Raw genomic sequence first — 13,023 nt, forward strand, 5'->3', positions numbered from 1 at the left:
TGACCAAGAATTTTGCCCGGCATCGGGCAGCGGCGGACGATTTTCCGCGCCCGGAGGGTCCGTGAGGCGCCGGGGGTGACCGGCGGGACACCTCTCGGAGGTGCGCGTCGACCGGTCCGGATCAGTGCCGGGAGCCCGGCACGAGCGACAGGACGCTCCTCACGGCGTGTCCGCGGTGTCCGTGCCGGTCGCCTTCAGGGCCAGCCACAGCTCCATCCGGACGTCCGGATCGTCGAGCGAGCGGCCGAGGATCTCCTCGACCCGGCGCATGCGGTAGCGGAGGGTGTGCCGGTGCACGCCGAGGTCCGCCGCGGCCGCGTCCCACTGGCCGTGGCGCGACAGCCAGGCGCGCAGCGAGGCGACGAGGTCGCCCCGGCCGGTGGCGTCGTGCTCGTACAGGGCGCGCAGCATGCCGTCCGCGAACGCCCGGACCGCGTCGTCGGCGAGCAGCGGCAGCACCGATCCCGCCGCCAGCTCCTCGTGCTCCACGAGGGCACGCCCGCGCCGCCGCGCGACCGACAGGGCCTGCTCGGCCTGCTTGTACGCGGCCGCCGCCGCGATCGGCCCGGCCGGCGCCGAGAGGCCGACGACCAGGCCGGCCTCCTCGGCGTCCCGCTCGGCGTAGCTCGCGCAGGCGGCGACCACGGCGCCGCCGTCGCCGGCCAGGACGAGGAGCCGTTCGTCGTTCTCGGGTACGGCGAGGACCGTCTCGCCGGCCCGCGCCGCCGCCGACTCCAGTGCCTCGGTCAGGACCGGGAGCGGCGGCTCGCCCTCCCGTTCGCCCGGGACCGCCTCGGCGATCAGCAGCCGGAACGGCGCGTCCAGCAGTCCGCCGTAGAGGTCGCCCGCCACGGCCCGGGCGTGGTCGGGCTGACCGGACAGCATCATGCGGAGCACCGCCGCGCCGAGCCGCCCCTCGGCGGCCTGGAGCGAGCGCGAGCGCTCGGTCGTCAGGGTGAGCAGCGCGATCGCGGAGTGCACGGCGTACCGCTCCGCCGTCCCCAGCGGCGCCCCGGTGCCGACGGCGAGGGCGCCCCGCACCCGGCGTCCGGAGCCCAGCGACTGGAGCTCGACCCGGTCGTCGGTGCCGCCGACCACGGCACTCGCGGGCGCCGGGCGTTCCCGGAGGCGTTCGACGTCGGGGGTCAGCCGGGCGGCCCGCCGGGCCGCCCATTCGGGCGACACGGCGAGGACGGCGCCGGAGGTGTCGTAGAGCGCGGCCCAGCCGTCCACGTGGGCCGCGAGCCGGGCCACCACCGCGTCCGGGCCCTCGGCGAGCGCGGCCCGGGTCAACTCGCGCTGGGCCTCGAAGCCGGCGGTGACGGCCCGGTACTGGTCGGCGGCGATCGCCGCCGACACGGCCTTGCTGATGGCGAGGAAAGGCGTCCGTCGCGGCACTTCCAGCAGCGGCAGGCCCTCCGCCGAGGCCGCCTCGACCAGCGCCGGGGGCACGTCCTCGTAGTTCACGCCGACGGCGAAGCCGAGCCCCACCACGCCCGCGCCGAGCAGCCGGCGCACGTAGCGGAGCATCGCGTCGGCGTCGCCGGCGTCCAGGGTCAGCCCGGTGGTGAGCAGCAGCTCGCCGCCCTCCATGTACGGCACGGGGTCGGTGAGCTCGCTGACGTGGGCCCAGCGCACGGGGGTGTCCAGGCCGTCCTCACCGGCCCGGACGGTGAGTTTGAGCGCCGAGTGCTGGACGAGGGACGCGAGGGTGGGCGGCATGGGACCGTCGAACCTTTGGGCAGAGGACTGCGGGGCGACTGCGCACGCAGCGGAGAGCGCCGCTCCGACGAACGACGCCCCCGATTGTGCCAGGGCCCACCCGGTCCCGCGTCAGCTCCGCAGATCCACCAGCAGCGGCGGCGTGTGCTCGCCGCGCACATGGGTCAGGGACAGCACGGCGTGCCCGGCGGGGACGGCGTGCGCCAGGTCGGAGGCCGACCACCGCTGCCGCTCCACCTCCCGCACGGTCACCGCCTCGGCGGTCGCCGCCTTGCCGGTCACCACCCGCCGCATGAAGTGCAGGGCCTTGGTCAACGGCTCGTCGGAGATGATCTGGCGGTTGGTGACGTCGCGGGTCTGCACCCACTCGGTGCCCCAGGTCTCGGCGAACCGCCCGCCGTCCCAGGGGGCGATCCCGGCGAACGCCATCCGGCATCCGACGGCCCCGAGGAGCGGTCCGCGCAGCGCCTCCGGCACGTCCTCCAGACTGCGCAGGGCGAGGACGACCCCGGCGTTGGCGGAGCGCAGCCGCTGCACGGACCGGACGGACTCGCCGGTGACGGTGTACGTGGCGTCGTCGAGGACCAGGCAGGCGAAGAGCGAACGGTCGCGACGGGCCAGGATCGCCTCGGAGAACTGGGCGAGCAGCAGCCGGGAGACGATCCGGGATGCCTCGGCGTGCCCGCGCTCGGGCAGGTCGACGCGGACCCGCAGCGGATGCTCGACGGCGTGCAGGGAGAACTGCCGGGTCTCGCCGTCGGTGCGGAAGAAGCGGGCGAATGCGGGCCGGTCCAGGAAGGCGATCCGCTCCGCGAGGAGTTCTCCCACGTCGTCGCCGCGTGCGGCCTGCCGCTGCCGGGCGTCGAGCTCGCGCAGCTGGGCGGGGTCGTCGCCGACGGCCGCGCGCAGCGCGTCGAGGGCGCCGGGGGTGCCGCCGAGCAGTTCGCGCAGTTCGGGCACGGCCGGGAAGCGGCCGTGGGCGGCGCGGAAGGGGCCGATCAGCTGGGCGAGCGCGGTGGCGGCCCGGCGGCTGTCGGCGACCAGGTCGCCGACGAGCGCCTCGGCGAGGATCCGCGCGGCCTCGTCGGGGTCGTCGGCCCCGCCGTAGAGGTCGAGGTCGTGGGTGGAGTCGGGCCGGCCGACGGAGACGACGACGTCGAAGGACTCGTCCGGGCCGAGGGCCGAGCCGTGCGAGGTGACGGCGACCACGGCGGCGCGGTTCGCGAGGGCCTGGAGGCAGAGGGACTCGACGACCGGCCGGACGAGCCGCACGGTCTTCCCGGCTCCCGCGGGCCCGACGGCGAGCAGCGAGGTCCCGAGCAGCCCTGGCTCCAGGGCGACGCCGGTGGTGCGGCGGGCGTAGGGGTTGCGGGGGTGGTCGGCGGCGGTGCCGATGAGCACCTGCGCGGTGGCCAGGTCGTGGGTGGCGCTGCGGACGGGCAGGTCGCGGACGCCGGAGGGGTGGCCGCAGGCGGCGGCGCCGCGGGTGCGCACGGCCTCCGTGAAGGCGGCGAGCCGCTCGGGCCGGGTCCGTACGCCTTGCCAGGCACGGCGGATCCGGGCGTAGTCGACGTCTCCGAGCGTGCCACGGCGGGTGGCGTCGGCGAGGGTGCCGGCGGCCTCGGTGAGCCCGGCGTCGCGGAGCTCGGGCCAGTCCACCGGGTCGGCGGCGGGCGGGGGCGGCGGGGGCGGGGCGTCCTTCTTGTGCGCGTAGCGGCGCCAGATGTCCGGCACGTGGCCGATCCGGGCGAAGAACACCAGGAAGCCGCCGCCGACGAGGGTGTAGTACGCGTAGCTGGCGGTGGCCCAGGTCTCGGCGTCCGTGCGCCAGGAGTCCGGGGTCAGGACCAGCAGGGGCCAGAGCCAGTAGCGGCCGAGGTAGCCGTTCCACAGCAGGGACCACAGGAGCCAGCCGCTGAGCAGGGAGATCACGGCCCCGGCGAACAGCCGGCGCGCGGGCACGAGATCCGGCTCCTCCTGCGGGCGGGGCCGGTGGCCGAGCCGCCAGACCCCGGGCTCGGCGGCCGGCCGGGGGATCCGGAGCCATTCGGCCACCCCGACGCGGGTGGGGGCGTGGGTGGGCGGCGGCGGGACGACGGACCGTGTGTGCGGGACCACCGGACCGGCGGGCGGTAGGGGCCGGTCCGCCGGGCGGCCGTCAGCGGGCTCCCGGGTGGGACCGGACGCCGCGGCACCCGGGTCGGCCGTGAACCCCGCCGGGCGCGGGACCGCGCCTCCCCGGGTGTCGCGTGACTCGTACGTGCCGTCGGTCTCCATGAACCCCTGCCCCCTGACCAGCCAGGTCGCCGCATCTGTGCCACCGTCAATCTAGTGGGCACGGCCCGGCCCGGAGCGGTTTCGCCGCCGCCATGTCCACACCGGACAACGACATGCCCCCCAACACTCCCTATCGGCGCATGCCCGCATCCCTCCCGCGCGCCTAGCCTGCGGAAGAAACCCACACAGTGCGTCCAGAACACCCCCAGGAGCCCCGCATGACCGCCCTTCCGCAGGAGCGCCGCGTCGTCACCGCAATTCCCGGCCCGAAGTCGCAGGAGCTTCAGGCCCGCCGCCTCGACGCGGTCGCCGGTGGCGTGGGCTCCGTGCTTCCCGTGTTCACCGCCAGGGCCGGCGGCGGCATCATCGAGGACGTCGACGGCAACCGTCTGATCGACTTCGGCTCCGGCATCGCCGTGACCTCGGTCGGCGCCTCCGCCGAGGCCGTGGTGCGCCGTGCCGCCGCCCAGCTCGCCGACTTCACGCACACCTGTTTCATGGTGACGCCGTACGAGGGCTACGTGGAGGTCTGCGAGGCGCTCGCCGAGCTGACCCCGGGCGACCACGCCAAGAAGTCCGCGCTGTTCAACTCCGGCGCCGAGGCCGTCGAGAACGCCGTCAAGATCGCGCGTTCGTACACCAAGCGCCAGGCCGTCGTCGTCTTCGACCACGGCTACCACGGCCGTACGAACCTCACGATGGCGCTGACGGCGAAGAACATGCCGTACAAGCAGGGCTTCGGCCCGTTCGCCCCCGAGGTCTACCGCGTGCCGGTCGCCTACGGCTACCGCTGGCCCACCGGCCCGGAGAACTGCGGCCCCGAGGCCGCCGCCCAGGCGATCGACAACATCACCAAGCAGATCGGCGCCGAGAACGTCGCCGCGATCATCATCGAGCCGGTCCTCGGCGAGGGCGGCTTCATCGAGCCGGCCAAGGGCTTCCTGCCGGCGATCGTGAAGTTCGCCAACGACAACGGCATCGTCTTCGTCGCGGACGAGATCCAGTCCGGCTTCTGCCGCACCGGCCAGTGGTTCGCCTGTGAGGACGAGGGCATCGTCCCCGACCTGATCACGACCGCCAAGGGCATCGCGGGCGGTCTCCCGCTCGCCGCCGTCACCGGCCGCGCCGAGATGATGGACTCCGTGCACGGCGGCGGCCTGGGCGGCACCTACGGCGGCAACCCGGTGGCCTGCGCCGGTGCGCTGGGCGCGATCGAGACGATGAAGGAGCTCGACCTCAACGCCAAGGCCGCGCACATCGAGTCGGTCATGAAGGCCCGCCTGACGGCGATGGCCGAGAAGTTCGACGCCATCGGCGACATCCGCGGCCGTGGCGCCATGATCGCCATCGAGCTGGTGAAGGACCGCGCCACCAAGGAGCCGAACCCGGAGGCCGCGGGCGCGCTGGCGAAGGCCTGCCACGCCGAGGGCCTGCTGGTCCTGACCTGTGGCACGTACGGCAACGTGCTCCGCTTCCTGCCGCCGCTGGTCATCGGTGACGATCTGCTGAACGAGGGACTCGACATCATCGAGAACGCGTTCGCACAGATCTGACGTACCGTGTGAAGAAGCTGTGGGGGGCCGATGGCGGGATGGCGATCCGGCTGTCGGCCCCCCTTTCCCTGACGTACGGTCTTCGCAGATGAGAGAAACACCCCGCCCGCAGGGATCTGCGAGCGACTCCGGGACGATGCAACCCCAGCCCCGCCCCGGCCGTGCCCTCGCGCACACCACTGGAGCCTCTGGCTCCGGAACTCCTCACCGATCGGATGGCCGCCCGCCCCACACCCCCCGGGGCGCGCGGCAGCCCGATCCCGTCGGCCGTCCCGGAACCACCCCCCCTGTTCCGGGACGGCCGACTTTCTTCTGTGCGCTCGTGCTGCTCGCCCTCGTCACGTGGCAGGTCCTGGTCGACGGGCCGCTGGCCCGCCTGGACGAACGCGCCTCCCGTTCACTGGTCGGCACCGTCCCGCGCGGCCTCTCCGAACTGGGCGCCGATCTCGGCAACATGACGGTCGCCCTGCCGGTCCTCGGGTGCGCGATGGCCTGCGCGGCCTGGCGGGGACGGCGCGCCGCGGCCCTGTACGCGGGCCTCGCGATGGTCCTCGTCCCGGTCCTGGTGATCCCGCTGAAGGAGTGGACCGCCCGCCCGGGCCCGCTGGAGCCGTGGGCCGCCGGCTACTACCCCTCGGGGCACACGGCGACGGCGATGGTGGCCTACTTCGGCGCGGCGTTCCTGGTCTCGCGCCGGCTGCTGCCCGTCGCCGCCGTGCTGACGGCGGCGACGGGCGTGGGGCTGGTCCTGCGGGGTTACCACTGGCCGCTGGACGTGCTGGCCAGCCTCTGCCTGGGAGTGCTGATCCTGACCGTCAGCTCCAGTTGTACGCGTCGAAGTTCCGGCTGAACTCCCCGTTGTTGAAGCGGTCCCAGTTGATCGACCAGGTCATCAGGCCGCGCAGGCCGGGCCAGGTGCCGTGGGTCTGGTAGCTGCCGCAGTCGGTCTTCCTGGTCAGGCAGTTCAGCGCCTTGTTCACCTCGGCCGGGCTGGTGTGGCCGTTGCCCGCGTTCACGGAGGCGGGGAGGCCGATGGCGACCTGGTCGGGACGGAGCGCCGGGAAGACCCGGGAGGTGTCGCCGGCGACCGGGAAGCCGGTGAGGAGCATGTCGGTCATGGCGATGTGGAAGTCCGCGCCGCCCATGGAGTGGTACTGGTTGTCGAGGCCCATGATGGACCCCGAGTTGTAGTCCTGGACGTGGAGCAGGGTGAGGTCGTCGCGCAGGGCGTGGATGACCGGGAGGTAGGCGCCGGCGCGCGGGTCCTGGCCGCCCCAGGGGCCGGAGCCGTAGTACTGGTAGCCGAGCTGGACGAAGAAGGTCTCCGGGGCCATCGTCAGGACGAACTTCGCGCCGTACTTGGCCTTGAGGGTCTTCACGGCGGAGACGAGGTTGACGATCACCGGGCTGGTGGGGCTGCGGAAGTCGGTGTCGCCGGTGTTCAGCGAGAGGGAGTGGCCCTCGAAGTCGATGTCCAGGCCGTCGAGGCCGTACTCGTCGATGATCTTCGAGACGGAGGAGACGAAGGCGTCGCGGGCGGCCGTGGTGGAGAGCTGGACCTGGCCGTTCTGGCCGCCGATGGAGATGAGGACCTTCTTGCCCGCGGCCTGCTTGGCCTTGATCGCCGCCTTGAACTCGGCCGGCGACTCGACGCCCGGGCACTCGGTGGCCGGGCAGAGGCTGAAGCGGATGTCCCCGGAGGTCACCGAGGTCGGCTCGCCGAAGGCGAGGTTGATGACGTCCCACGAGTCGGGGACGTCGGCCATGCGGGTGTAGCCGGAGCCGTTGGCGAAGCTGGCGTGGAGGTAGCCGACCAGGGCGTGGGCGGGCAGCTGGCCGGGGTTGCCGCCGCCTCCGCCGCTGGTCGTGGTGGCCGTGACGGTCGCCGACGCGGGCGACTCGCCGGCGCTGTTCGCGGCGGTGACGCGGAAGCTGTACGCGGTGGAGGCGGCAAGTCCGGTCACCGTGGCCGAGGTTCCGGAGACCGTGAGGACCTTCGTTCCGCCCTGGTAGACGTGGTACGAGGTGGCCCCGGAGGAGGCCGACCAGCTCAGCGGGACGCTCGACGACGTCGGCGCGCCGGCCGTGAGGCCGGTGGGCGCGGCGGGGATCCCGACGGGGGTGCCGCCGGGGCCGGTCAGGCTCAGGTCGTCGACGTGGTAGCCGCCGGTGCCGTACCAGCCGTGGGTGTAGATCGTCACCGAGGTCGTCGACGGACCGGTGGTGAAGGTGGTCGACAGGCGCTGCCAGTCGGGGGCGGACTGGGTCCAGGTCGACACGTCGGAGGTGCCGGTACCGGACGCGCCGAGGTACACGTAGCTGCCGCGGACCCAACCGCTCAGCGCGTAGGCGGAGTTCGGGGCGACGGTGACGGTCTGGGAGCACTGGGCGCGGTCGCTGCCCGCCGGCGTGGCCAGCAGGGCCTTCGTACCGCCGTGGACGGGTGACGAGACGACGGCCCCGCTGCCGGCCGTACAACTCCAGCCGTCCAGGCCGGACTCGAAGCCGCCGTTGCGGGCGAGTTCGGTGTCGGCCGCCTGGGCGGCGGGGGTCAGGGCGACGAGTCCGCCGGCGGCGAGCACGCCCGCCAGCGCGAGGACAAGGGGTCGGGAGCGGTCCACAACTGCCTCCGGGGGTGGGGGAATCGAGGTGGGGAGCGCGCCACAGCATGGTCCAGACCAATCAAGTGGTCAAGACCTCTGTTCGGCACGGCGCCGCCCGCCCCGGCCGCCCTGGAGCGGCCGCGGTCCCGGGCGGGGGCGGCGGTCGGGATCGGCGGTCGCCGGCGGGGGCGGGCCGCCCGCCCCCGGAGCACCCGACCGGCCGGACGTCCCTCAGCGCTCGGGTCCCGCACCGGGCTCCCCGGCCCCGCCGCTCTGCCCGACTCCCCTGACCTCTCCGCTCCCCCTGACCTCCCCGGCCAGGCCGCCCGCCGCCTCGTGCATCGCCAGTTCCAGGAGCGCGGCGTCCGTCAGGGTCCCGGTGCCGTCCGGAGCCACCAGCCAGCGCATCCCGCCCGCGACACGACCCGGGTACGGCACGGCGATCCACGTGCCGCGGCCCACACCGCGCACCCCCGTCCCGAGCCAGCGGGCGGCCGTGCCGGGCGGCACGAAGAATCCCGTGCGGCCGTCGCCGAAGTCGGCCAGGACAGGCCCCGGCCGGTCCACGAGCCGGGTCAGCACGTCGAGCGTGGGGTAGCCCAACTCCCCCGGCAGGATGAGCACGTCCCAGCGCCGGCCGGCGGGCAGCAGCGCCACCCCGAGCGGGTTGCGCTCCCATTCCCACCGGCACGCGTCGGGATCCGGCGCCACCGACGCCAGCCACTCCACCGCGGTCCTGGCCCCCGAACCGGTCATCGTCAACGGCCTCCTCACTGTGCGGACACGGTGTCCGCACACGGGAGAGCGCGGAAGGTGACGATCATTACGCGGGTTCGGGCCGCGGGTTCAGGGGGAACTGGATCACCTCCCGTCCCGCGGGGTGCGCCCCCGGCGCGCAACCGAGTGGACGCGCCCGTTCGGGTGGACGGCGAGGGGCCGGGTCGGCGGCTCCGCCACCCGTCCGGCCAGGCGTGTTCCCATGAGCCTCCGCCGTGTCCACCACGACACCGCCCGCCTCGGCCCCTCCCCCTCCTCCGCCGTCCTCGCCACGGGAGTACCCATGCCGTTCCCGCAGTCCTCGGACCCCTCGCACGGCACGCCGGGCGGTGCCCCGGCCGCCGGGAAGAGCCCTCGCCCCGGCAAGGGCCTGCTGCGGCGGATGGGCGAGTGGTCCGCCCGTCACTTCGTGATCGTGCTGGTCGCCTGGGTCGTGGCGCTCGTCGCCCTGCTGGCGCTCAAGAACGCCTTCGGCGGCGAGTACTCCGACAACTACTCGCTGCCCGGCACCCAGTCCCAGGAGGGACTCGACGTGCTGCGCGCGCACGAGCCCGCCGCCGGCGGCTACAGCTCGCAGGTGGTGCTGTACGACGGCGCCAAGCCGCTCACCGACGTGAGCGACCAGGTCTCGTCCGCCGTGGCGTCGCTGCAGAAGCTGCCCCACGTCCTGAACGCCACGAGTCCGCTGCCCGCGCCGGGCACCCCGCCGCCGTCCCCGCCGCCGGGCACCCCGAACGTCGGCCCCCTGTCGACCGACGGCAAGACCGGGTACATCACGGTCCGTTTCGACGTCCAGCCCGGCACCCTCGGCGACGGCTACCTGGCCGGCGTGGACTCCGCCGTGCAGCCGCTGCGCTCCGCCGGGGTCGAGGTCGAGTACGGCGGCTCGCTGGGCGAGCTGGCCCGGCCCGAGCCCGACGACCGGGTCAGCGAGACGATCGGCTTCGCGGTCGCGATCATCGTGCTGATCATCGGCTTCGGCAGCCTGATCGCCGCCGTACTGCCCCTGGTCACCGCACTGGTCGCGGCCCTCTGCGGCCTCTCCGTGCTCGGCCTGCTCGCCGCCGTGTGGACCTTCGCCACCGTCTCCCCCACGCTGGCGACGATGATCGGGATCGGCGTCGGCATCGACTACGCCCTCTTCCTGATCACCCGGCACCGGCAACTCCTGATGAACGGCATGGATCCGGTGGCCGCGGCCGGGATGGCGACCGCGACCAGCGGCCGGGCCGTCCTCGTCTCGGGCTGCACGGTCGTCATCGCCCTGTCGGGGCTGTGGGTGTCCGGGCTGAGCTTCATCGGACTGCTCGGCCTGGCCGCGACCTCCACCGTGGTCACGGCCGTCATCGGCGCGCTCACCCTCGTCCCGGCGATGCTCGGCCTGATCGGGCGCCACATCGACCGGCTCCACCTGCGCAAGCCGGTGGCCGAGGTCGAGCCCCAGGCCGAGGGGGACGAGGCCCAGGGCACCTGGCACCGCTACGCCCTGCGGGTGGAGCGCCGCCCCTGGTGGTTCCTGACCGCGGGCGTCGTCATCCTCGCCGTGCTCTCCATCCCGCTGTTCTTCATCCAGCTCGGACACATCGGCGACGGCGCGGATCCCAAGTCGTTCACGGACCGGCGGGCGTTCGACCTGATGTCCTCGGCCTTCGGGCCCGGCTCCAACGGGCCGCTGACCCTGGTCATCGACCAGACCTCGGTTCCGGCGGCCGACCGGTCCGCGCTGGCGAGCCAGGCGCAGAAGGCGCTCACCGGGGTCCCGGACGCCGCCCTGATCACCCCGCTCACCCCGACCTCGGACGGCGACGTCCTGATCGCCACGGCCTACTCGGTGGCCGCCCCGCAGGACGAGCTCACCACGTCGCTGACCAACCACCTGTCCGACGACGTCCTCCCGCAGGCGGTCAGCGGCACGACGGCGGCCACGTACGTGACCGGGACCACCGCCGCCCAGATCGACTTCCTGGACATCGTCTCCAGCCGCCTGCCGCTCATCATCGTCGTGGTCGTGGGCCTGGCGTTCCTGGTCATCCTGGTGGTCTTCCGGGGGCCGCTCGTCGCCCTCAAGGCCGCGCTGCTGAACCTGCTGTCCATCGCCGCCTCGTACGGCGTCGTGGTCGCCGTCTTCCAGTGGGGCTGGGGCGGCCCGGCGCTCGGGGTGTCCGGAGACGTCCCCATCGAGAGCTACGTGCCGATGATGATGTTCGCCATCGTCTTCGGTCTGAGCATGGACTACGAGATCTTCCTGCTGTCCCGCGTGCACGAGGCCTGGCTGCGCACCGGCGACGCCAAGGCGAGCGTGGCGCACGCTCTGGAGATCACGGCCCGCGTCATCACCTGCGCGGCGCTCATCATGGTCAGCGTCTTCGCCGCGTTCATCGTCAGCGACAACATCGTGATCAAGATGATGGGGCTCGGCCTGGCCGCCAGCGTGCTGATCGACGCGACGATCGCGCGCCTGCTGCTGGTGCCCGCCGTGATGACCCTGCTCGGCGAGCGGGCCTGGTGGACCCCCCGCTGGCTGGACCGGATCCTGCCGCACGTGGACACCGAGGGCGAGGGTGAACTGGCCGCCGCGGGAGGCACGGGCGGGGCGGGGTCGCGGCCCGCGCCGTGACTCCGGCGGGACACCTCGCATGCGCGGTGTCCCGCCGGGGATCACGGGACAGCCCTCAGCTGTCGAAGCCCAGCCCCAGGCGGTCCATCGCCTTCAGCCACAGGTTGCGCCGGCCGCCGTTCTCGTCGGCGCGGGCCAGTGACCACTTGGTGATGCCGATGCCCGCCCAGGCGATCGGCTCGGGCGGGAACGGCAGCGGCTTGGAGCGCACCATCTCCAGCTCCGTCCGCTCCGTGCGCTCCCCCGCGAGGAGGTCGAGCATCACGTCCGCGCCGAACCGGGTCGCGCCGACGCCGAGGCCGGTGAACCCGGCCGCGTAGGCGACCTTGCCGCGGTGGGCGGTGCCGAAGAACGCCGAGAAGCGCGAGCAGGTGTCGATCGCGCCGCCCCAGGCGTGGCTGAAGCGGAGCCCCTCCAGCTGCGGGAAGCACTGGAAGAAGTGCTCGGCCAGCTTGAGGTACGTCTCGGGGCGGTGGTCCATCTCCGCGTTCATCCGCCCGCCGAAGGGGTAGATCGCGTCGTAGCCGCCCCACAGGATCCGGTCGTCCGCGGTGATGCGGAAGTAGTGGAACTGGTTGGCGCTGTCCCCGAGCCCCTGCCGGTTCTTCCAGCCGATGGAGGCGAGCTGTGCGGGGCTGAGCGGCTCGGTCGTCAGGGCGTAGTCGTAGACCGGGACGGTGTAGGGCCGGACCCGCTTGACCAGCGACGGGAAGACGTTCGTGCCCAGCGCGACCCGGCGGGCGACGATCCGGCCGTAGGGGGTGCGCACGCCCATCCCGGCGCCGACCGGGACCAGTTCCAGGCCGGGCGTGTTCTCGAAGATCCGTACGCCCAGGTCCTGGCAGGCCCGCTTCAGCCCCCAGGCGAGCTTCGCCGGGTTGAGCATGGCGACTCCGCGGCGGTCCCAGAGGCCGCCGAGGAAGGTCGGGGAGTCGACCTCCGCGCGGACCGCGTCCCGGTCGAGGAGTTCGAGTCCGCCGCCCAGGCCGAGCCGGCGGGCCGTCTCGTGGACCTCGGCGAGCTCCTCGACCTGGTGCGGCTCGGTGGCGACGTCGATCTCGCCGGTGCGCTCGAAGTCGCAGTCGAGGGAGTAGCGGGCGACCGCCGCCTCGATGGCGTCGAGGTTGCGCTCGCCGAGCCCCTCCAGCGTGGCCAGCTCGTCCGGCCAGCGGGCGAGCCCGTTGCCGAACCCGTGGGTGAGGGAGGCGGCGCAGAAGCCGCCGTTGCGGCCCGAGGCGGCCCAGCCCACCTCGCGCCCCTCGATCAGCACGACGTCCCGCTCCGGCTCCCGCTCCTTGGCGAGGAGCGCGGTCCACAGGCCGCTGTAGCCGCCGCCGACCACGAGGAGGTCGCAGTTCTCCGTGCCGGTGAGGGCGGGGAGGGCGGCGGGCTTGCCGGGGTCTTCCAGCCAGAAGGGGACGGGCTGGGCGTCCGAGAGAGATTGTGCAGCGATACGCATGGCGTCTGGGGCCAT

General features: G+C 73.6%; 8 protein-coding genes. 3 read left to right on the plus strand and 5 right to left on the minus strand.

Annotated elements, in window-relative coordinates; genetic code table 11:
• Positions 1–159 precede the first annotated feature (159 nt).
• Positions 160–1,722, minus strand: a complete 1,563-nt coding sequence (locus ACE1OA_RS09480) for a PucR family transcriptional regulator (RefSeq protein WP_432752633.1) — start codon at positions 1,720–1,722, stop codon at positions 160–162.
• A gap of 111 nt (positions 1,723–1,833) precedes the next feature.
• Positions 1,834–3,999 carry an ATP-binding protein gene (locus tag ACE1OA_RS09485; RefSeq protein WP_432752634.1) on the minus strand — a complete coding sequence of 722 codons (2,166 nt, stop codon included), beginning with the start codon at positions 3,997–3,999 and terminating at the stop codon, positions 1,834–1,836.
• 218 nt (positions 4,000–4,217) lie between these two features.
• On the opposite strand from ACE1OA_RS09485, the gene gabT reads away from it, so the two are divergent.
• Complete coding sequence (gene gabT, locus ACE1OA_RS09490; RefSeq protein ID WP_356604410.1) at positions 4,218–5,552, plus strand: 4-aminobutyrate--2-oxoglutarate transaminase; 1,335 nt, start codon at positions 4,218–4,220, stop codon at positions 5,550–5,552.
• An 88-nt stretch (positions 5,553–5,640) separates the two neighbouring features.
• On the plus strand, positions 5,641–6,402 hold the full coding sequence (locus ACE1OA_RS09495) for a phosphatase PAP2 family protein (protein WP_356604412.1): 762 nt from the start codon (positions 5,641–5,643) through the stop codon (positions 6,400–6,402).
• Here ACE1OA_RS09495 and ACE1OA_RS09500 read toward each other — a convergent pair.
• A complete protein-coding gene (locus ACE1OA_RS09500; protein ID WP_356604414.1) occupies positions 6,368–8,173 on the minus strand; it encodes a chitinase in 1,806 nt (601 codons plus the stop codon). The genes ACE1OA_RS09495 and ACE1OA_RS09500 overlap by 35 nt on opposite strands.
• Positions 8,174–8,386: 213 nt before the next feature.
• Positions 8,387–8,911, minus strand: a complete 525-nt coding sequence (locus tag ACE1OA_RS09505) for a hypothetical protein (protein ID WP_432752635.1) — start codon at positions 8,909–8,911, stop codon at positions 8,387–8,389.
• Between the two features lie 304 nt (positions 8,912–9,215).
• Between ACE1OA_RS09505 and ACE1OA_RS09510 the strand changes: the two genes are divergently transcribed.
• Complete coding sequence (locus ACE1OA_RS09510) at positions 9,216–11,549, plus strand: MMPL family transporter (protein ID WP_361312045.1); 2,334 nt, start codon at positions 9,216–9,218, stop codon at positions 11,547–11,549.
• A gap of 55 nt (positions 11,550–11,604) precedes the next feature.
• Here ACE1OA_RS09510 and ACE1OA_RS09515 read toward each other — a convergent pair whose 3' ends face one another.
• On the minus strand, positions 11,605–13,023 hold the full coding sequence (locus ACE1OA_RS09515; protein ID WP_432752636.1) for an NAD(P)/FAD-dependent oxidoreductase: 1,419 nt from the start codon (positions 13,021–13,023) through the stop codon (positions 11,605–11,607).

This window comes from Streptomyces sp. JL2001, assembly GCF_050917515.1.
Lineage (GTDB): Bacteria > Actinomycetota > Actinomycetes > Streptomycetales > Streptomycetaceae > Streptomyces.